Origin of the sequence: Cellulomonas fimi (genome assembly GCF_028583725.1) — a bacterium.
Taxonomy (GTDB): domain Bacteria; phylum Actinomycetota; class Actinomycetes; order Actinomycetales; family Cellulomonadaceae; genus Cellulomonas; species Cellulomonas fimi_B.
On the sequence record NZ_CP110680.1, the window covers coordinates 766,213 to 786,078 of the forward strand.

Annotated in this window: 19 protein-coding genes and 2 riboswitches; of the genes, 12 read left to right on the forward strand and 7 right to left on the reverse strand. The window is 74.8% G+C overall.

Going from position 1 to position 19,866, the window contains the following annotated elements:
* Nucleotides 1–21: 21 nt before the first annotated feature.
* Complete coding sequence (locus OOT42_RS03465) at nucleotides 22–477, reverse strand: hypothetical protein (protein WP_273653560.1); 456 nt, start codon at nucleotides 475–477, stop codon at nucleotides 22–24.
* Nucleotides 478–648: 171 nt separating this feature from the next.
* On the opposite strand from OOT42_RS03465, the gene OOT42_RS03470 reads away from it, so the two are divergent.
* The 3 genes from OOT42_RS03470 to OOT42_RS03480 all read left to right on the forward strand — a co-directional run bounded on the left by OOT42_RS03470 (nucleotide 649) and on the right by OOT42_RS03480 (nucleotide 3,156).
* The gene (locus OOT42_RS03470; protein WP_273653561.1) at nucleotides 649–2,436 is read left to right on the forward strand and encodes a glycoside hydrolase family 88 protein; all 1,788 of its coding nucleotides are present in this window, start codon (nucleotides 649–651) and stop codon (nucleotides 2,434–2,436) included.
* Nucleotides 2,437–2,518: 82 nt separating this feature from the next.
* Nucleotides 2,519–2,773, forward strand: a complete 255-nt coding sequence (locus OOT42_RS03475) for a type II toxin-antitoxin system Phd/YefM family antitoxin (protein ID WP_273653562.1) — start codon at nucleotides 2,519–2,521, stop codon at nucleotides 2,771–2,773.
* Nucleotides 2,758–3,156, forward strand: coding sequence for a PIN domain-containing protein (locus OOT42_RS03480; protein WP_273653563.1), 399 nt, complete (start codon nucleotides 2,758–2,760; stop codon nucleotides 3,154–3,156). Before OOT42_RS03475 ends, OOT42_RS03480 begins: the two co-directional genes overlap by 16 nt.
* 32 nt (nucleotides 3,157–3,188) lie before the next feature.
* Here OOT42_RS03480 and OOT42_RS03485 read toward each other — a convergent pair whose 3' ends face one another.
* Both OOT42_RS03485 and OOT42_RS03490 read right to left on the reverse strand, forming a co-directional pair.
* Nucleotides 3,189–4,445: an O-succinylhomoserine sulfhydrylase gene (locus OOT42_RS03485; protein ID WP_273654771.1), complete on the reverse strand. Its 1,257-nt coding sequence runs from the start codon at nucleotides 4,443–4,445 to the stop codon at nucleotides 3,189–3,191.
* A gap of 11 nt (nucleotides 4,446–4,456) precedes the next feature.
* Entirely contained in the window at nucleotides 4,457–4,870 is a 414-nt protein-coding gene (locus OOT42_RS03490; RefSeq protein ID WP_273653564.1) for a rhodanese-like domain-containing protein, read from the reverse strand.
* A gap of 6 nt (nucleotides 4,871–4,876) precedes the next feature.
* Nucleotides 4,877–4,971, reverse strand: a riboswitch (SAM riboswitch).
* Nucleotides 4,972–5,091: 120 nt separating this feature from the next.
* A riboswitch (SAM riboswitch) is annotated at nucleotides 5,092–5,206 on the forward strand.
* A 38-nt stretch (nucleotides 5,207–5,244) separates the two neighbouring features.
* On the opposite strand from OOT42_RS03490, the gene OOT42_RS03495 reads away from it, so the two are divergent.
* Entirely contained in the window at nucleotides 5,245–6,663 is a 1,419-nt protein-coding gene (locus tag OOT42_RS03495) for an aminotransferase class V-fold PLP-dependent enzyme (protein WP_273653565.1), read from the forward strand.
* A gap of 54 nt (nucleotides 6,664–6,717) precedes the next feature.
* Here OOT42_RS03495 and OOT42_RS03500 read toward each other — a convergent pair whose 3' ends face one another.
* A complete protein-coding gene (locus tag OOT42_RS03500; RefSeq protein ID WP_273653566.1) occupies nucleotides 6,718–7,314 on the reverse strand; it encodes a pentapeptide repeat-containing protein in 597 nt (198 codons plus the stop codon).
* 37 nt (nucleotides 7,315–7,351) lie between these two features.
* Here OOT42_RS03500 and OOT42_RS03505 point away from each other — a divergent pair, with 37 nt between their 5' ends.
* The 6 genes from OOT42_RS03505 to OOT42_RS03530 all read left to right on the forward strand — a co-directional run bounded on the left by OOT42_RS03505 (nucleotide 7,352) and on the right by OOT42_RS03530 (nucleotide 13,076).
* Nucleotides 7,352–7,930, forward strand: coding sequence for a GNAT family N-acetyltransferase (locus OOT42_RS03505; RefSeq protein WP_273653567.1), 579 nt, complete (start codon nucleotides 7,352–7,354; stop codon nucleotides 7,928–7,930).
* Between the two features lie 72 nt (nucleotides 7,931–8,002).
* Nucleotides 8,003–9,688: a bifunctional lysylphosphatidylglycerol flippase/synthetase MprF gene (locus OOT42_RS03510; RefSeq protein WP_273653568.1), complete on the forward strand. Its 1,686-nt coding sequence runs from the start codon at nucleotides 8,003–8,005 to the stop codon at nucleotides 9,686–9,688.
* A 61-nt stretch (nucleotides 9,689–9,749) separates the two neighbouring features.
* A complete protein-coding gene (locus OOT42_RS03515) occupies nucleotides 9,750–10,595 on the forward strand; it encodes a hypothetical protein (protein ID WP_273653569.1) in 846 nt (281 codons plus the stop codon).
* A 63-nt stretch (nucleotides 10,596–10,658) separates the two neighbouring features.
* Nucleotides 10,659–11,306, forward strand: coding sequence for a pyridoxal 5'-phosphate synthase (locus tag OOT42_RS03520; RefSeq protein ID WP_273653570.1), 648 nt, complete (start codon nucleotides 10,659–10,661; stop codon nucleotides 11,304–11,306).
* Nucleotides 11,307–11,358: 52 nt separating this feature from the next.
* Complete coding sequence (locus OOT42_RS03525; RefSeq protein WP_273653571.1) at nucleotides 11,359–12,270, forward strand: nuclease-related domain-containing protein; 912 nt, start codon at nucleotides 11,359–11,361, stop codon at nucleotides 12,268–12,270.
* Between the two features lie 530 nt (nucleotides 12,271–12,800).
* Nucleotides 12,801–13,076 (forward strand): hypothetical protein, encoded by a 276-nt coding sequence (locus tag OOT42_RS03530; protein ID WP_273653572.1) that lies wholly within the window; start codon nucleotides 12,801–12,803, stop codon nucleotides 13,074–13,076.
* A 56-nt stretch (nucleotides 13,077–13,132) separates the two neighbouring features.
* Here the strand turns inward: OOT42_RS03530 and OOT42_RS03535 are convergent, their stop codons facing one another.
* The 3 genes from OOT42_RS03535 to OOT42_RS03545 are packed head-to-tail and all read right to left on the reverse strand — an operon-like array spanning nucleotide 13,133 to nucleotide 16,736.
* Nucleotides 13,133–14,014, reverse strand: a complete 882-nt coding sequence (locus OOT42_RS03535) for a MaoC/PaaZ C-terminal domain-containing protein (RefSeq protein WP_273653573.1) — start codon at nucleotides 14,012–14,014, stop codon at nucleotides 13,133–13,135.
* Nucleotides 14,011–15,390 carry a 3-oxoacyl-ACP reductase gene (locus tag OOT42_RS03540; RefSeq protein WP_273653574.1) on the reverse strand — a complete coding sequence of 460 codons (1,380 nt, stop codon included), beginning with the start codon at nucleotides 15,388–15,390 and terminating at the stop codon, nucleotides 14,011–14,013. Before OOT42_RS03540 ends, OOT42_RS03535 begins: the two co-directional genes overlap by 4 nt.
* A 2-nt stretch (nucleotides 15,391–15,392) precedes the next feature.
* Nucleotides 15,393–16,736 carry an acetyl-CoA C-acetyltransferase gene (locus OOT42_RS03545; protein WP_273653575.1) on the reverse strand — a complete coding sequence of 448 codons (1,344 nt, stop codon included), beginning with the start codon at nucleotides 16,734–16,736 and terminating at the stop codon, nucleotides 15,393–15,395.
* A 114-nt stretch (nucleotides 16,737–16,850) separates the two neighbouring features.
* On the opposite strand from OOT42_RS03545, the gene OOT42_RS03550 reads away from it, so the two are divergent.
* Complete coding sequence (locus OOT42_RS03550) at nucleotides 16,851–17,714, forward strand: TetR/AcrR family transcriptional regulator (RefSeq protein ID WP_273653576.1); 864 nt, start codon at nucleotides 16,851–16,853, stop codon at nucleotides 17,712–17,714.
* Complete coding sequence (locus OOT42_RS03555; protein ID WP_273653577.1) at nucleotides 17,711–19,792, forward strand: acyl-CoA dehydrogenase; 2,082 nt, start codon at nucleotides 17,711–17,713, stop codon at nucleotides 19,790–19,792. Before OOT42_RS03550 ends, OOT42_RS03555 begins: the two co-directional genes overlap by 4 nt.
* Nucleotides 19,793–19,866: the final 74 nt, after the last annotated feature.

Below are 19,866 nucleotides of genomic sequence, written 5' to 3' on the forward strand. Positions count from 1 at the left end.
GTCAGGCGGACGCCCCCACGCTCACCAGGCGCTGAGCGAGACGGAGGCGCCCATCACGACGACGGTGCCGTCCTCGTCCTCGTCGACCGTCGGGTCGACGAAGGCGAACACCCCGTGGCCGCGCTCGAGACGCAGGAACACGTGGCACGCGTCCGACTCGAGGTCGGGTGCCACGAGTGTCGGCGAGCAGTCCTGCTCGAGCACACCGCTGTCCGTGCCGCCGAGCCCGGCGGCGAGGTCGGCGGCGACGTCCGTGACGGCGCGGTCGACGCTCCAGCACGCGACGAGGTCGTCGGCGTGACACCCGGCCTGCGTGACGGCACCCGCGGGCGCGGGCAGCGCGGTCGCACGCTCGACGGCCTCGGCTCGGAGGTGCCCGTCGACGGCCCGCAGGACCCCGGGCACGGTCACGGCCGCGACCGCGCCCACGGCGACGACGGCGAGCGAGATGACGAACACCGGTCGCGGAGTGCGCATGCGCAGGTCATCGGCAGTGCGGCTGCCGGCCTTGAACGTCGCGCCAGGCCCCGCGCCCGCTCCGCGACGAGGCGGGCCGTTGGTCACCTGTGCCGCGCGCACCGACGGTCGTACCGTCGGGGGAGGTCCGGTGGTCCGCGGTCCGTGAGGCGGCACGCGATGAACAGGTCCATGACGACGACGTCGACGAGTCCCCGGGGTGGCGGACGCGTCCGGGCGAGGTCGCGTGCGCTCACGGTGCTCGTCGCGGGTGTCCTGGTGGCCGCCGTGTCGTTCGTCCCGCACCCCGCCGTCGCCGCGACCCCGGCGCCACCGTCGCGTGCGTCGGTTGTGCAGGCGGCACGGCTCGCCGTCGACCACTTCTACGCGACCGGCGGCGGTGCGACGTCCGACGCCGGGTGGCGGTGGGCGCCGTACTTCATGGCCGTCGAGGCGCTGCACCGCGAGACCGGGGACGCGACCTACGCCCAGTGGCTCCAGGCGTGGGGCGAGCGGAATGCGTGGACCGGCGACGCGCCGCCGAGCCCGACGTCCAACCCGGACAGCCGCGCCGCGATCCAGGTCTGGTACGACATGGCCGCCCGCGGCCTGCCGGCGGACCTGGGCCAGTCGGACACCCTCATGGCGGCCGACCTCGCGCTGCCCGCCGACCGGTACTGGTGGATCGACGCGATGTTCATGGGCCTGCCGCTGTGGCCGCGCTGGGCGACCCGGACGGGTGAGAGCGCCTACGCGGCGAAGCACGCGCAGCTCTACACCTACCTGCGCGACGACGGCTTCACGACGTACCGCCGCGGGTGCGGCCGCACCGGCCTGTTCGACGCGACCGAGAGCCTGTGGTGGCGCGACTGCCAGTTCGTCCCGCAGCGGGACGCGCTCGGGCACAAGGTGTTCTGGTCGCGCGGGAACGGCTGGGTGCTCGCCGCGATGGCCCGCACCCTCATGGTCCAGCCGCCCACGGACCCGCAGGCCGCCGAGTACCGGGCGATGCTGCAGCGCATGGCCGCCCGCCTGGTGCCGCTGCAGGGTGCCGACGGGATGTGGCGCTCCAGCCTGCTGAGCCCGTCGCTGTACCCGGCGCCCGAGACGAGCGGCACCGCGCTGTTCACGTACGCGATGGCGTACGGGATCCGCACCGGGCTGCTCGACGCGGCGACCTACCTGCCGGTCGTGCTCCGCGCGTGGCAGGGCCTGTCGACGGTCTCGTTGACGAGCACCGGGTTCGTCTCGAACTGCCAGCTCGTCGGCGACCAGCCCGCCGCACCCAGCACGACGACGTCGATCGCGTACTGCGTCGGCGCGTTCGCGCTCGCCGCGACGGAGGTCGCGCGACTCGACGGCTACCTCGCCGCAGACCCGTTCACACGGACGGCGACGAACGGTCTCGGCACCGCGGAGGTGGGGGGCGCGTGGACGACGCCCGTCGTGCCGACCGACTTCTCCGTCGACGGCACGGCCGCCCGCGTCCGCACGCCCGCCGGCCACACGCGGTACGCGAACCTGGCGGGCGTCTCGTCGCAGGACACCGACCTCACCGCGACCTTCGGGCTCACGCGCCCGACGAGCCGGAGCCTCTACCTCGCGCTCGTCGCGCGTCAGGTCGGCAGCGCCACCTACACAGGTCGCGCGGTCGTCAGCAGCACGGGGACGGTCCAGGCGCAGGCGCAGCGCTCGGGGACGACGCTGCGCGCGGTCGCGGTGCCGGGCCTCGTCGTCGGCGCCACCGACCGGCTGCGTCTCCGTGTGCAGGCCGTCAGTGTCGCGCCGACGACCGTCCGTGTGCGGGTGTGGAAGGACGGGACCGCCGAGCCCTCCGCGTGGGCCGTCACCGTCACCGACTCGACGGCCGCACTGCAGACCCGCGGTGCGATCGGCCTCACGACCTACCTCAGCGCCGACGCGACCCCGTCGCAGGTCGTCGTCACGGTCGACGACCTCACCGCCCGCCGTCCGGGCTGAGGGGGCCGCTGGGGATCGTCGCGGGCTCGATCGACGTCCAGCGGGAAATCAGACAATCAGATCCGTCTGCTAGCCTGAGCGGGTGCGCATCCTCACCGCGACCGAAGCCTCGCGCGGCTTCTCCGATCTCCTCGACGCCGTCGAGCGGGGGGAGACGGTCATGGTGACGCGCGGCAACCGGACGATCGCGCGCATCGCTCCCGTGCCCGCCGCCACGGGTCGGAGCCTGCGCGAGGCGCTCGACGCGGTGCCGCGGCTCGACGACGCGTTCGAGGCCGACATCGCGGAGGCCACCGCCCTGCTCACGAGCGAGACGGATCCGTGGGCCGGCGACTGATCCTCGACACCACGACCCTGATCGCCTACGAGCGTCGGGCGTTCGACAGGACCGTCCTCGACGACGACGACCTCGCGATCGCGGCGGTGACGGTGGCCGAGTTCCGCACCGGCATCGAGCTCGCCGACACCGCGGCCCGCGCGGCCGACCGCGCGCGCGTCCTCGACGCGGTGCTGGAGAACGTCACCGTGCTCGACTACACCGAGCACACGGCGACGCAGCACGCGCGCCTGCTCGCGCACGTGCGCCGCACCGGCGTCCCCCGGGGCGCGCACGACCTGATCATCGCGGCCCACGCCGCCCACACCGGCCGGGTCCTCGCGTCCCGGGACGCGCGCGCCCGGTTCGCCGACCTGCCCGGTGTGGAGGCCCTCAGTCTCTGACGGTCGCGCCGTCGCCCCGCTCCGAGCCGCGCTCAGCCGGCCGCGACGTCCAGGGCCTGGATGAGGTCGTCGCGGAGGTCCTCGACGTCCTCGAGCCCGACGGACAGGCGGACGGTCGACTCGGCGATCCCGACGGCGGCGCGCCCCTCGGGGCCGAGCTTGCGGTGCGTCGTCGTCGCGGGGTGCGTGACGATCGACTTGGTGTCGCCGAGGTTGTTCGACAGGTCGATGACCCGCAGCGCGTCGAGGAACGCGAACGTGGTCTTCTTCGCGACGTCGGGCGTCGCGCCCTCGGGCACGCGCAGGTTCAGGGTGACGACGGTGCCGCCGCCGGTCTGCTGGGCCCGCGCGAGGTCGTGCTGCGGGTGCGACGGCAGGAACGGGTAGCGGACGGACTCGATCGCGGGGTGCTGCTCGAGCCACGTCGCGAGCGTCAGGGCGGACGCCGCCTGGTGCCGCACGCGCAGCGACATCGTCTCCAGGCCCTTGAGGAGCACCCACGCGTTGAACGGCGACAGCGACGGTCCGGTGTTGCGGATGAGCGTCTGGACGGGACCGCGGACGTACTCGGTCGAGCCGAGGATCGCGCCGCCGAGCACGCGGCCCTGGCCGTCGATGTGCTTGGTCGCGGAGTACACGACGACGTCGGCGCCGAGGTCGAGCGGGCGGGACAGGACGGGCGTCGCGAAGACGTTGTCGACGACGACGGTCGCACCCGCGGCGTGCGCGAGGCGGGACACGGCGGCGATGTCGACGAGGTCCTGCATCGGGTTGGACGGCGTCTCGAAGAACACGACGTCGGCGGGCGTCGAGAGCGCCTCCTCCCACTGCGACAGCACGTGCCCGTCGACGTAGTCGGTGCGCACGCCCCACTTGGCGAGGATCTCGTCGAAGATCACGACGCTCGACCCGAACAGCGCGCGGGCGGACACGATGCGCGATCCCTGCTGCACGAGCGCGGCGAGGGCCGTGAACACGGCCGACATGCCGGTCGCGGTGGCGTAGGCGGCCTCGGCGCCGTCGAGCAGGCGCAGCCGCTCCTCGAACGTCGACACCGTCGGGTTGGAGTACCGGGAGTAGAGGAACCGGTCGACGTCGCCCGCGAACGCGGACTCGGCCTGCGCGGCGGAGTCGTACACGTAGCCCTGGGTGAGGAACAGGCCCTCGGACATCTCCTGGAACTCGGACCGGACGAGCCCGCCGCGCACGGCGAGCGTGTCGGGCCGCAGCGTGGCGCGGTCGACGGACCGGTCGTCCCAGTCGCCGGGACCGGGCACGCGGCCCGGCACGCGGTCGGCGGTCACAGCGTCGTCCAGGGCAGACCCTCGGCGCGCCATCCGACGTGCCCGCGCTGTCCGTCGGGGCCGACGTCGCCCTCGAACCCGCGCAGCACGTTGTACGCCGGGCCGAACCCGGCGGCGGTCGCGGCCTGCGCGGCGGCGACCGAGCGGACCCCGGAGCGGCAGAGGAAGACGACGGGCCGCTCGTCGCCGGGCTCGAGGCCCGCCTCGGCGAGTTCGTCGACGAACCGCGGGTTGAGGCCCTGCGGGGTGGTCCACTCGACGAGCGCGGCGCGGCCGCCGATGTCCGTCGCGTCCGGGATGCCGATCAGGCGCCACTCGGCGTCGGTGCGCACGTCGACGAGCAGCGCGCGCTCGTCGGACGCGAGCAGGTCCCACGCCTGCTGCGGGGTCAGGTCACCGGCGTACGGCATCGCGATCCTCCATCGGTCCTGGCGGTAGCACCCTCGCCCGGCGGACCGGGGGGTTGCTGCGGCGTCGTCGAGCCAGATCTCTCGGCCGCTCTGGATGGTTGGCGTGATGCTACGCGCGGCGCCCGACCTCGCGCCAAGGAGTGGACAGCGTGTCCCGTCATGCGAGACGGCCGACGTGTCCCGTTGACACACGCCCGCGCCCGACGGAACCCTCGTCGTCAGGTCATGAGCGCCAGCGCGAAGCCCCGGCTCGCTGGCCGGCAACCCTCCTCCGCGGTGGGGTGCCCCGGGTGACGACCAGGCCGACCGCCGACCGGCGGACGGCAAGCGCGGGGGCCGGCGGTGCCGGGTCCCACGGACCCGTGAGGAGCACCATGTCCGTCATCGCCGAGCAGACGTCCTGTGCGGAGGTCGACGCGGCCCGCGCGTCGACCCGTGAGCCCGTCCCCGCCCTGCTGCCCGTCGTCGGCGGCACCACCACCGTCCCGCTCGTCGACGGGACCCAGCGCGTGTACGCCAACCTGGACTACGCGGCGTCCGCGCCCGCGCTCGAGTCCGTCGCCGCGCGCGTGACCGAGGTCCTGCCGCTCTACGCGTCCGTGCACCGCGGCGCGGGCTACCTCTCGCAGGTCTCGACGGCGCTCTACGAGTCGGCCCGGCAGAGCATCGCGCGGTTCGTCGACGCCCGCCCCGACGACGTCGCGATCGTCACGCGCAACACCACCGACTCGCTCAACCTGCTCGCGGGCGTCGTCCCCGCGGGCGGCAAGGTGCTCGTCCTCGACGTCGAGCACCACGCCAACCTGCTGCCGTGGGTGCAGTCGTCGCAGCGGCACGGCAACACCACGACGATCCTGCCGATCGGCCGGACCGTCGCCGACACCCTCGCGGCCCTGCGCGCCGAGCTCGCGACCCAGCCGTACGCGCTGCTCACGATCACGGGCGCGTCGAACGTCACGGGTGAGTCGCTGCCGATCGAGGAGGTCGTCGCGCTCGCGCACGCCGAGGGCACGCGCGTGGCGGTCGACGGCGCGCAGCTCGTCCCGCACCGCGGCTTCTCGCTCGCCCGCACGGGCGCCGACTACGTCGCGTTCTCGGGTCACAAGACGTACGCGCCGTTCGGCGCGGGGGCGCTCGTCGGCCGCCGCGACTGGCTCGACACCGGCACGCCCTACCTCGCCGGGGGAGGCGCCGTGCGCGACGTGCGCGCCGACCGCACCGTCTGGCAGCCGGCACCCGCGCGGCACGAGGCCGGGTCGCCCAACGTCATCGGCGCGATCGCGCTCGCCGAGGCGTGCGACCGGCTCGCCGCCCTCCCCGCGGGTGCGCTGCTCGCGCACGAGGAGGCGCTGCGCGCCCGCCTGGTCGACGGGCTGAGCACGATCGACGGCGTCGAGGTCGCGCGCATCTGGCCCGACTCCGCGGACCCGGTCGGCGTCCTCACCTTCACCGTCCCCGGTCACGACCCGGGTCTCGTCGCTGCGTACCTGTCCGCCGAGCACGGCATCGGGGTCCGCGACGGCCGGTTCTGCGCGCACCCGCTGCTCGCGCACCTCGGCGCGTCCGGCGGCGCGATCCGCGCGTCCGTCGGCGTGGGCACGACCAGCGAGGCCGTCGACCGCCTGGTCGACGCGCTGCGCCGCTTCCTCGCCGACGGCCCGACCGCCCGCTACGACGTCGTCGACTCCTGCTGGACCGTCGTCGACGACACCCGCCCGCTCGTGCAGGTCCACGGCCTCGACGCCCTCGCCGCCACGGCGGCGGCGGCCTGCGGCCCGGCCCTCGACGACTGACCCGGCCCGGAGCCGACGGGCCGCCTGCTCGGGGCGAGCCCGGGTGGGTCGACGTCAGCCGACGACGATGCCCAGGTGCTCCGCGACGAGCGGGGCGAGGTCGAGCAGCTGGTCCTGCGTGATGCGTGCACCGCGCAGCCCGTCGAGCCCGTCGATCCGCTCGAGCCCGACGACACCGCGCAGGTCGACGTCCTCGAGCCGCGCGCCGGAGACGTCGAGCCGCCGCACCCGGCAGTCCTCGAGCACGACCTTGCGGGCGGTCACGCGGGCGAGGTCGAGCTCGTCCACGACGACGCCGACCAGCCGGACGTCGGCCAGCCGCGCCTCGCGCAGGTTGAGGTAGTCGACCTTGCCGCCGTGCAGCTCGACGCGGGTCCACTCCGACCCGTGCGCCTCCACGGCACCGAGCCGCGAGCCCTCCCACCGGCAGTCGAGCCACGTGGCCGACACCGCGGACAGCGACCCCGCGCGCACGCGCGTCCACGTCGTGTCGGCGGCCCGGGTGCCGTCCAGCCGGACGCCGTCGAGCGAGCAGTCGGTGAAGGTGCACTCGAGGATCCGCGAGTGCGAGCCGTCCTGCCCGTCGAGGTCCTCACCGACCAGGTCGACGGCGTCGAGGTCGCCGTCACGTTCCAGCGTGCGGGATTCCATGCGGGCCACCCTGCCACGACGTGCGAGGCTCGCGGGCGTGCTGCGCGACGTCACGCTCGAAGGTCACGGTGTCCGGCTCGTCCCCCTCGACGAGCCCCACGCGGAGGGCCTGGCCGCGTTCGTCGACGCGCGCGTCTGGGCGGGCATGTCGTCGCCCCTGCCGGTCGGGCTCGACGCGTGGCGCGCGGAGATCGCGAAGGCCCGGGCGACGCCCGGACGGCTCGCGTTCGCGGTGCTCGACGCGGAGACCGGTGAGGTGCGGGGGAGCACGTCGTTCTACGACTGGGACCCGCACGTCCTGCGCGTCGAGATCGGGCACACGTACTACGCGCCGCGCTGGTGGGGGACGTCGAACAACCCGGCGTGCAAGCTGCTGCTCCTCACGCACGCGTTCGAGACGTGGGGGTGCGTGCGCGTCGCGTTCCGGGCGGACACCCGCAACACCCGGTCGATCGCGGCGATCCGGCGGCTCGGCGCCGTGCCCGAGGGCGTGCTGCGCAGCCACCGCCTCGCGCCCGACGGGACGCGCGGCGACTCGGCGTACTTCTCGATCCTCGCCGACGAGTGGCCCGCGGTCCGCGCGGGCCTGCTCGACCGCCTGACGGCCACCGACTGAGGCCACCGCGGCGGGCGCCGGATCACCCCGAGCGGAGGGTGCGCGCACGGGCCTGCCCGGCAGACTGGGCGCATGCCGGGCAGCGTGCTCCTCCCGCGAGTCGACCGTTCCGCCCTCGACGAGCAGCGCCGACGCGTGCACGTCCGTGTCCTCGCGTCGAGGACCGTCTGGGTGCTGGCGGTCGTCGGGCTCGTGTCGAGCCTGCTCCGGGGGGTGTGGCGCGACCTCGCGCTGTTCGACGACATCGTCCCGGACGCGGGGACGGCGTCGGCGCGCCCGGCGCTCATCACGGTGTCGATCGTCCTGCTGTTCACGGCGCGCGGTCTGCGGCGGGGGCACCGGCTGTCCTGGATCCTCACGCTCGGCCTGCTCGTCGCGTCCGCGGTGCTGCACCTCGTGCGCGGCCTCGACGTGCTGGCCGCGGCCGCCGTGGTGGTCGGCACGGTCTGGCTCGCGACGCAGGGTGCGTGCTTCCCGGTGCTGCCGAACCGTCGGGACGTGCGGCGCGCGGTCCTGCTGGTCGTGTTCGCGGTCGTGTTCGTCGTCGTGACGACGGTCGGGCTCGTCGTGTGGGTGCTGGTGCGTGACCCGGGCACCGACCAGATCGAGCGGCTGGCGCGCCTCCTCAGCCCCGTGGAGTTCGTGCTCGAGCTCGCGTTCCTGCTCTCGCTGCTGTGGACGCTCACGTCGCCGCGCCGGCCTCGCCGCCTCAACGCCGTCGACCACGTCGACGAGCGTGAGCGCGCCCGCGCGATCGTGCAGCGCTGGGGCACCGGGACGCTCGACTACTTCGCGCTGCGCGACGACAAGGACTGGTTCTTCGTCGGCCGCTCGGTCGTCGCGCACTCGGTGCGCGGCGGCGTCGCGCTCGTGTCGCCCGACCCGATCGGGCCGCCCGAGGAGCGCGAGCAGACGTGGGCCGAGTTCCTCGACTACACCGAGGACCACGGCTGGTCGGTCGCCGTCATCGGCGCCGGGCAGGACTGGCTCGGCGTCTACGAGGCGGCCGGGCTGCGCGTCGTCTACCTGGGCGACGAGGCGATCGTCGACTGCACGACCTTCACGACGGCCGGCGGGTCGCACAAGTCGCTGCGGCAGGCCGTCGGACGCGTCGAGCGCGCGGGCTACACGACGACGTTCCACGACCCGTCCGCGATCGACCCGCACCTGCGCGCGCAGATCGAGGCGATGAGCGACGAGTCCCGTCGCGGCGAGACCGAGCGCGGTTTCTCGATGACCCTGTCGCGGCTCTTCGACCCGGCCGACACCGGGCTGCTGATGTCGGTCACGCAGACGCCCGCGGGTCGCGTCGACGCGTTCTGCCAGTGGGTGCCCGCGCCCGCGATCGGCGGCTGGTCGCTCGACGTCATGCGCCGACGCCTCGACGTCGACGGCCTGCCCAACGGGCTGATCGACACGAACATCGTCCACACGATCGGCGAGCTCAAGGCGCGCGGGCACACCGGTCTGGGCCTCAACTTCGCGGTGCTGCGCGAGGTCCTCGAGAACGAGGAGGGCGGCGGCTCGCGCCTCGACCAGCTCACGCGTCCCGTGCTGCAGCGGCTGTCGCAGGGCACGCAGATGGCGACGCTCGGCCAGTTCAACGAGAAGTTCGACCCGTCGTGGGTGCCGCGCTACACGATCCTCGACTCCGTCGAGTACGTCGCGACGCAGGCCGTCGTCATGGCCGGTGCCGAGGGCGTGACGGAGATCCCCGTCATCGGCCGGTTCCTCGGCAACGTCGGGCAGCCCACGTGACGCGACCGGGCACGGACGACGCGGCACGCAGGAGGGTCGCGGCGACGCGCGGGCGGCCGACGTGATCGGGTCCCTGCTCGCCGCGGTCGCGTCGTCGGTCGGCTACGGCGTCAGCACGATCATGCAGGCCGTCGGCGCACGCCGGGCGCGTGGGCTCGGCGCGGTCCTGCAGCCGCTCGTGATCGCCGCGTTCGTCCTCGACGGTCTCGCGTGGCTGCTGTCGCTCGCGGCCCTCGACCACCTGCCGCTGTTCGTCGTGCAGGCGGTGATCGCCGCGTCGCTGGTCGTCGTCGTGCTGCTCGCGCGCGTCGTCCTGCACGCGCGCATGCGGAGGATCGACGTCGCCGCGGTGGTCGCGGTCGTCGCCGCGCTCGTCGTGGTCGCGGCCGCCGGCGGTGAGCAGCCCGCGGTCCACCCGCCCGACGGGTTCGTCGCCGCGACCGTCGCCGCCGGGGCGGTCGTGGCCCTCGGGACCCTCGCCGCCTACCGGTCCGGGCCGCCGGCGCTGCTCGCCGTGCTCAGCGGGCTCGGCTACTCGGTCGCGGCGATCGGCGCCCGTGCCGCGCACGCCGACGGCGACCTGCTCGACACCGTGCTCCAACCCCTCGCGATCCCGATCGTCGTGGGCGGCGTCGCCGGTGCGCTGGCCTACCTGCGCGCGCTCGAACGCGGACCGGTCGGCACGGCGGCCGCGATCGTCTCCGTCGTCGAGGTGGTCGTGCCCGGCGTCGTCGGGCTCACCGCGCTCGGCGACGTCGTCCGCGACGGCTGGGCGCTGCCCGCCGCCGTGGCGCTCGCCGGTGCCCTCGCGGGCTGCGTCGTCCTGGCGGCGAGCCCCGCCAACGCCGCCGCCGAGTCCGGCGACACCCCAGACGGCGACGTCCGCACCGCCGCGCCCACCCACTGACCGGGCCGACCGGCTGACCGGCGGGCCGGGCCTCCCGCCGCACGCTGTGCTTGGGTGGGGCGCATGAGTGCTGCCCAGGCGCCGTCCGACGGTTCGCTGACGGGCGACGCGACGCTCGTCCTGCCGGAGTTCGACGACCCGCCCCGCGACCCGCTGGCGCTGCTGCGCACGTGGTGGGACGCCGCCGTCGACCGCGGTCTGCGCGAGCCGTTCGCCGCGACCCTCGCGACCGTCGACGAGCACGGCGACCCGCGCACCCGCACCGTCCTCGTCAAGGACGTCGACGCGGACGGCCTGCTGTTCGGCAGCTCCGCCAGCAGCCGCAAGGGCCGTCACCTCGCCGCCCACCCGCGCGCGGCGCTGACCTTCTTCTGGCGCGAGACGCTCCAGCAGGTCAACGTCACCGGCTCCGTCGAGGTCCTGGCCAACGACGTGTCGGACGCCCTGTTCGCCCGCCGCACGCGCGCCGCGCAGGCCGCGACCGCCGCCTCGCGGCAGAGCCGGCCGCTGTCGTCGGAGGCCGGCCTCCGGGCGGAGGCCGCCCGGCTCGTCGCCGCCGACGGTCCCGTCGAGCGCCCCGCCGACTGGACCGCCTACCGCGTGGTCCCCGATGCGGTCGAGTTCTGGTACGGCAGCCCCGACCGCCTCCACCGCCGCCTCCAGTACGTCCGCACGGGCACGACGTGGGAGCCCACCCGCCTCCAGCCGTGACCGGGCGCGACGCAGGTTCACCCCGGCCCGCCGTGGTGCCGATGGACCGGGTGTGAGCAGCGAGACCGCCGGAACCGGCGACAAGACGATGCGGCTGCGCTATGCGGGGGACTGCCGACTCTGCGCTGCACCCCTGGCGGCGGGCACGGTCGCGGTGTACGAGCGGCCGACGAGATCGGTGCGATGTGTCGAGTGCGCGCCGGTCGCGGTCGACCCGGAGGCGCAACCGCTCGCGCCCGACGTGGTCGTCCGGCCGGGCGAGGCCCACGAGCAGCCCTCGGTGCACGAGGCCGACGCTCAGGAGCCCGTCGAGACCGGGCACGCCGGAGCGTCCGCCGCGCGGGAGTTCGAGCGCCGAGCCGCCAAGCGCGAGGAGCGGATCCGGGCGGAGCACCCGCGGCTCGGGGGACTGATCCTGGCGCTCTCCGACGACCCGCAGAGCACGCGCGCATGGAGCTCGGGCGCTCGCGGGGAGCGGGTCGTCGCGCGGAGCCTGGACACGTGCGCGAACGAGCGTGTGCGCGTCCTGCACGACCGTCGCATCCCGCGGACGCGCGCCAACATCGACCACATCGCGGTTGCGCCGACAGGCGTGTACGTCATCGACGCGAAGCGGTACAAGGGCCGGCCCGATCTCCGGGTGCAGGGCGGTCTGCTCCGTCCCCGCACGGCGACGCTGACGGTCGGCGGCAGGGACTGCACGAAGCTCCTCACGGGTGTGCAGAAGCAGGTCGAGCTCGTCCGCGCAGCGCTCGCGCCGACCCACCCCGACGTCCGTGTCCGCGGGCAGCTGTGCTTCGTCGACGCCGACTGGCCGCTGTTCGGCGGCGCGTTCGCCCTGGACGACGTCGACGTGCTCTGGCCGAAGAAGGCCGCGCAGATCCTGAACCGCGACGGCCCGCTGACCGACGACCAGATCGACCTCGTTCACCGCGGGCTCGCGGACGCGTTCCCCGTCGCCTGAGTGGTGCGCGTCGCGGTCAGGGCTGCGGGGTGGCCATAGGTCCCTGGTCCCGCACCGACACCTGCGGTCGGGGCAGACTTGCCGTCCAGGCTCGAGACACGCGGCCGGTGCAGCACGACGGTGTGGGGTGGCCGTGGCGCAGTCGTCGCGAGAGTTCGGTGTCCTGTCCCTGACGCCGTCGACGCCGCGTGCGTCCGCCGGACAGGTCGAGGGACCCTTCGGGTCGGCTGCGGAGGCGCACGTCGCGGGCGTCTCGCGGTGCCAGCGGGACGGCGGCGACTACGAGCTGATGGTGCGCGAGGAGCCGGACGGTCCGTGGCGCTCGACCCGCGGGGAGTCGCCCCGTGACGTGCTGCGTCGTCGGCGGCGTGAGGGCGCCGACCGGTCGGCGCGCACGTGGACGTCGAGCGGGCGCGGAGTGGCGTGGGACTGGTGGCGTCGCCGGGCGGACGGGTCGTAGCGTCGACCACCCGGGCGACTCACCCGGGCGACTCCTTGAACCGGCGGCTGCGCGCGCCGATGGATCAGGCATGAAGCGCGACCCGCACCTGAGCCTGCGAGGTGAGCTGTCCCTGCGCCGGGACCGGCACTGGATGGTCGGCTACGCGGCGCTCGTCCTGTGCCTGCCCGCCGTGATGGCCCTGGTCCGCGTCCCGTCGATCACCGGCAAGGGCGCGGTCGTCACGGTCGCGATGGCGCTCGCGTTCGTGGGGCTCGTGCGGGTGCGGTGTGCGCGGCGGCTCGAGCGGATCCTCGACGAGTCGACGCCGGTCCGGTCCGACCTGGGCGAGGACGTCGACCACTGACCGCGTGACCGCGGCCGGGCGACGCGCGTCGACGCGCAGCCCGGCCGCGCGGGTGTCTAGACCCGGACGACGGTGCCCGTGAGGTGCGGCTTGCCGGTGCGGGCGTCCCAGCCGGCGAACGACGTGGTCCCGGCGCCGTCGGGGGCGACCCGGACGGTGACGGTGCCCGGCAGCAGGACGGGCTTGGCGAACTCGACCGACCACGTGAACGCGTCGCCGCGGGCGGCGCCGACGTCGGCCAGCGCGCGGGCGGCCGTGTCCATCCCGTGCGCGATCGCGCGCGGGAAGCCGAGCGCCTTCGCGGAGAGCGCGGACAGGTGGATGGGGTTGTGGTCGCCGGACACGGCCGCGTAGCGGCGGCCGGTGTCGGCGGCGAGCTTCCACCGCCCGGTCGGCTGCGGGGCGACGAACTCGTCGCGCGGCTCGTCGTCGGTCGGGCGGCCCGCGAGCCGGACGCCCTTGGCGAGGTATGTCGAGACCCCGCGCCAGACGAGCGCGTCGCCGACCCGCACCTCCGCGACCAGGTCGACGGTCGTGCCCGACCGGTGCGGCCGCAGCCCCTCGGCCCACGCCCGCACGTCGAGCGCGTCGTCGAGCGTCACGGGCGCGTGCTGCGTCACGTGGTTCGCGACGTGCACGAGCCCGAGCAGCGGCAGCGGGAAGTCCGGCCGGACCATGACGGCGAACGCGACGGGGAACGCGAGGACGTGCACGAACCCGGCGGGCAACCGGTCGGACGCGGACTCCCCGACGAGGTGCTGGTACTCCGTCAGGTGCTCGGCGTCGGCGCGGACGCCCCGGACCTCGTGCACGACGTCCGGCAGGGTGGTCGGCGCGCGACCGACGCGGCGGGCGACGGCCAGCCGTCCGGTCGCCGCCGCACCGCGCGCGTACAGCCCGCCGAGCGAGGGGACGGCGGGCAGGACGACCGTCGTCACCGGCCCACCAGGTTCTGCCCGCAGACGCGCAGCGTCTCGCCGACGACCCCGCCCGCGGCGGGCGACGCGAGGAACGCGACGGCCTCGGCGACGTCGACGGGCAGCCCGCCCTGCTGGAGCGAGTTGAGCCGCCGTGCGACCTGCCGCGTGACGGCCGGGATGCGCGCGGTCATCTCGGTCTCGATGAAGCCGGGCGCGACCGCGTTGGCGGTGCCGCCGAACGGCACGAGCAGGGGCGCGGTCGCGCGGACCATGCCGATGACGCCGCCCTTCGACGCCGCGTAGTTGGTCTGGCCGCGGTTGCCCGCGATGCCCGACGTCGACGCGAGCGACACGATGCGTGGCGCGTCGGTGAAGTCGCCCGACGTGAGCAGCGCCTCGTTGATCCGCAGCTGGCTCGCGATGTTCACCGCGAGCACGGACTCCCACTTGTCGGGCGTCATGTTGGCGAGCAGCTTGTCGCGCGTGATGCCGGCGTTGTGCACGACGACGTCGAGCCGCCCGTGCCGCTGGAGGGCGTGCGCGAGGATGCGGGCGCCCGCGTCGTCGGCGGTCACGTCGAGCTGGAGCGCGGTGCCGTGGACCTCGTTGGCGACGGCGGCGAGCTGCTCCCCGGCGGACGGGACGTCGACCGCGACGACCGTCGCGCCGTCCCGGGCGAGCGTCTGCGCGATCGCCTTGCCGATGCCGCGCGCGGCTCCGGTCACGACCGCGACGCGCCCGTCGAGCGGGGCGTCCCACGACGCCGGCAGCGCGCCCGCGTCGGACGCGACCGTCAGCAGCTGCCCGTCGACGAACGCGGAGCGTGCCGACAGGAAGAACCGCAGCGCACCGAGCACCGACGGCGCGGTCACGGGCACGCCCTCGCGCAGCACGATCCCGTTGCCGGTCGCCCCGCCGCGCAGCTCCTTGGCGAGCGAGCGCAGCAGCCCGTCGACGCCCTGCCGGGCCGCGGCGAGCGCGGGGGCGTCGTCGACGCCCGCCTCGCGCGAGACGGTGACGACGCGGCCACCGCGGGCCAGCCCCTTCAACGTCGCCGCCGCCGCGAGGACCGGCTCCGCGAGCTGGTCGGGGTGGGTCACGCCGGTGAGGACGACCACGACGGCCGCGTACCGCGTGTCGGGGGTCGCGTGCCGGTGCACCTCGAGGTCCCAGCCGTCGAGGACGGCCGCGCCGGGGGCGCCGCCTGCAGGCGCGGACAGGACCCCGGCGAGCGCGTCGGCGTCGTCGTCGCGACCGAGCACGAGGACGGGCCCGTCGACGAGCGGGGCGCCGGGGCGGTGGCGGCGCAGCGGCGTCGGCTGGGGGAGGCCGAGCTGCTTCGCGATCTTCTTCGTGACGCCGCTGTTGACGAGGTTGAGGTAGGTGTCGGTCATGGTCACGCCGCCTCGAGGATCGCGGTGAGGCCGAGCCCGCCGGCCGCGCACACGGACACGAGCGCCCGCACCGGGCGGCCCTCCGCCTGCTTGCGGCGGTGCAGCTCCTTGCTGATCGTGGCGACGATGCGCCCGCCGGTCGCGGCGAACGGGTGGCCCGCGGCCAGCGAGGAGCCGTGCACGTTGAGCCGCGCCCGGTCGACGGACCCGAACGCCCCGTCGAGGCCCAGCCGCTCCTTGCCGAACTGCTCCGACTCCCACGCGGCGAGCGTCGTCAGGACGGTCGACGCGAACGCCTCGTGGATCTCGACGTAGTCGAGGTCGTCGAGCGTCAGGCCGTTGCGGGCGAGCAGGCGCGGCACCGCGAAGACGGGGGCCATGAGCAGCCCGTCGACGCCGTGCACGAAGTCGACCGCGGCGGCCTCGGCGTCGACGACGACGGCGAGCGGCGTGAGGTCGTGCGCGGCGGCCCACTCGTCCGAGCCGAGCAGGACCGTCGACGCGCCGTCGGTGAGCGGCGTCGAGTTCCCGGCGGTCATCGTCGCGGGTGTGTCGAGCCCGAGCCCGAACACCGGCTTGAGCTTCGCGAGCTTCTCGAGCGACGTGTCGGCACGCAGGTTGCCGTCGGTCGTCTGGCCGCGGAACGGCGTGACGAGGTCGTCGAAGAACCCGTCGGCCCACGCGGCGGCGAGCCGCTGGTGCGACGCGAACGCGATCTCGTCCTGCGCCTCGCGCGTGATGCCCCACTGCGCGGTGGTGAGCGCCTGGTGCTCGCCCATCGACAGGCCGGTGCGCGGCTCGTCGGTGCGGGGGGCGGCCGGGGCGAGGTCCTTGGGGCGGATGCGCGACGCGACGGCGAGGCGCTGCCCGACGGAGCGCGCCCGGGACAGGTCGAGCAGCGTGCGGCGCAGCCGGTCGCTCACGGCGATGGGCGCGTCGGACGTGGTGTCGACGCCGCCCGCGATCCCGGAGTCGAGCTGGCCGAGGCGGATCTTGTTCGCGAGCCCGACGACCGACTCGAGGCCGGTCGCGCACGCCTGCTGCACGTCGTACGCGGGCGTCGTGGGCGCGAGCGCGGAGCCGAGGACGGCCTCGCGGGTGAGGTTGAAGTCGCGCGAGTGCTTGAGCACCGCGCCGGCCGCGACCTCGCCGATGCGCTCGCCCTGCAGGCCGTACCGCGCGACGAGCCCGTCGAGCGCGGCGGTGAGCATGTCCTGGTTGCTCGCGTGGGCGTACTTCCCGCCGGCGCGGGCGAACGGGATCCGGTTGCCGCCCAGGACCAGCGCGCGGCGCGTGGCCACGGGGGTCGCCGGGTCGGCGGGGGTCTTGCGGGGGGAGGGGGCCACGGGTTGGTTCCTCTCGCATCGTCGCTTGAGTCGGACGGCCCTCGTGCCGGTGCGCGAGGGACCTTCGTCCCGAAGTGGTGTCCGAAACCCACAGTACCTGATACCTTCGGTTTCGTGAGCCCCATCACACGAGGGCCGTCGACGACGACGCGACCCACGCTCCTGCGCACCGACGCCGGGACGCCGCCGCCGGCCGACCACCGCATGCCCGACCCGCACGAGCTGCCCGTCGACGGGCGCTCGACCCGCTGGGCCGACCACCGCGAGGCCCGTCGCGCCGAGCTCGTCCGGATCGCGCGCCGCACCGTGCACCACCACGGCCCCGACGTGTCGATGGAGGAGATCGCGGTCGCCGCCGGCACGTCGAAGTCGATCGTCTACCGCTACTTCACCGACAAGACCGGCCTCCAGATCGCCGTCGCCGAGGCCGTCGTGCTGCAGATCCAGGGCGCCCTCGAAGGCGTGCTGCGCGTCTCGCCGACGCCGCGCGAGGGCCTGCGGGCGATGGTCGCGGTCTACCTGGAGATGATCGAGTCCTCCCCGAACGTGTACGCGTTCGTGACGCGCGACGGGTCGGTCGAGTCCGGCGGGCCGCTCGGCCACTTCCTCGACTCCGTGACCGCGCTCGTCGCCGCCCCCTTCGCGCGCGGCCTCACGCAGGAGCAGCCCGACGGCCGCCGCACCGCGCGTCGCCCCGAGGCCGCCCCCGACGAGCCCGCCCCGGCCGACGACGACGAAGCCGCGCGCGTGGCGCTCGCCGAGGCCTGGGCCGCCGGCGCCGTCGGCTTCGTCCGCGGCGCGGGCGAGTGGTGGCTCGCGCACCGCGACCAGCCCGGCACCCCCGACCGCGAGGCCCTCACCGCCCAGGTCGCCGCCTGGCTCTGGGCCGGCCCCGTCGGCCTGCTCGCCCGCGACCGTCCCCGACCCGACACCAGCCCGCACGCGACGCACCCCGCAGACCCGGAGGAGTCCCGATGACGACGACCACCCCCCGCCCCACCACGGCGGAGACCGAGCAGGGCGACCCCCGGCTCGACGCCGACGTCCGCCTCGACGTCGACCACCTCGCACGGCTGCTGCTCGGCCACTACCCGGAGCTGCGCCTCGGCGCACGCAAGCTCATGGCCGACGAGCGGTTCCACCGGATCGAGGGCCTGCCGCTGGCCGAGCACCGCGACCGGGTGCTCGGCCAGCTGCGGCTGCTCGCCGCCGAGGGCGACGTGCACCGCTCGTTCCCCGTGCGGTTCGGCGGTGCCGAGGACCACGGCGGCTTCCTCGCGCGGTTCGAGGAGCTCGGCCACGCGGACCCGTCGCTGCAGATCAAGTCCGGGGTCCAGTGGGGGCTGTTCGCGTCCGCGATCTACCACCTGGGCACCGAGCGCAGCCACGACCAGTTCCTCGCCGACGCGCTGTCCGTCGCGGTTCCCGGCGCGTTCGCGATGACCGAGACCGGTCACGGGTCGGACGTCGCCGCGATCGGCACGACCGCGACCTACGACGTCGAGACCGAGGAGTTCGTCATCCACACGCCGTTCCGCGCGGCGTGGAAGGACTACCTCGGCAACGCCGGCCAGCACGGCACGGCCGCGGTCGTGTTCGCCCGGCTCATCACGTCGCCCGCGGGCAAGCCGCGCGTCGACCACGGCGTGCACGCGTTCTACGTCCCGATCCGCGACCCGCAGACCATGGAGTTCCTGCCGGGCGTCGGCGGCGAGGACGACGGCCTCAAGGGCGGCCTCAACGGCATCGACAACGGTCGGCTGTGGTTCGACCACGTGCGCGTGCCGCGCACGAACCTGCTCAACCGGTACGGCGACGTCGACCCCGACGGCACCTACACCTCGCCGATCGCGAGCCCCGGCCGGCGGTTCTTCACGATGCTCGGCACGCTCGTCCAGGGGCGCGTGTCCCTCGACGGCGCCGCCGTCACCGCGTCGCGGCTCGGCCTGACGATCGCGATCACGTACGGCAACCAGCGCCGCCAGTTCGCGGGCGCCGGGAACGACGAGGTCGTGCTGCTCGACTACGCCGAGCACCAGCGTCGCCTCCTGCCGCTGCTCGCCGAGACGTACGCCGCCGGGTTCGCGCACGAGGACCTGCTCGCCGCGTTCGACGACGTCTTCTCGGGTCGCAACGACACCCCGGAGACGCGCGAGGACCTCGAGACGCTCGCCGCCGCGCTCAAGCCGACGTCGACCTGGCTCGCCCTCAAGACGCTCCAGACGTGCCGCGAGGCGTGCGGCGGCGCCGGGTTCCTCACCGAGAACCGGCTGACCAGCCTGCGCGCCGACATGGACGTCTACGTGACGTTCGAGGGCGACAACACCGTGCTCTACCAGCTCGTCGGCAAGCGGCTCCTCACCGACTACGCCAAGGGCTTCAAGCACCTCGATGCCGTCAAGGTCGCGCAGCTCGTCGCCGAGCGGGCGTCCGACGCCGCCCGGTTCCGGACGCCGCTGCACCGCGCGATCCAGACGATCGCCGACGTCGGCGACGTCCGCCGCAGCGCGGGGCAGCTCCGCGAGACCGACACCCAGCGGGCGCTGCTCGTCGACCGGGTCGAGACGATGGTCGCCGAGATCGCGCAGGCCCTGCGCCCCGCGCAGAAGGCCGACGCCGCGACCGCCGCCGCGCTGTTCAACAGCCAGCAGCACGCGATCGTCGAGGCCGCGCGCGCGCACGCCGAGCTCGTCCAGTGGGAGTCGTTCACCGCGGCCCTCGCGCGCGTCGACGACCCCGGCACCAAGCAGGTCCTCACCTGGGTCCGCGACCTGTTCGGGCTCACGCTCGTCGAGCGGCACCTCGCCTGGTACCTCGTCAACGGGCGGCTCTCGGCCGGCCGTGCGCGGACCGTCACGTCGTACATCGACCGGCTCGTGTCGCGCCTGCGGCCGCACGCGCAGGACCTCGTCGACGCGTTCGGGTTCGAGCAGGCGCACCTGCGTGCCCCCATCGCGTCGGGCGCCGAGCAGGCGCGTCAGGACGAGGCGCGCGCCTGGTACCGCGCGCAGCGCGCGTCCGGCGACGCCCCGATCCCGGAGAAGCACACCCGCTGACCCGGCACGACGACGGGCCCCGGGGCGCGCGGTGGAGGCGCACCCCGGGGCCCGTCCGTGCGTCCGCCAGACGC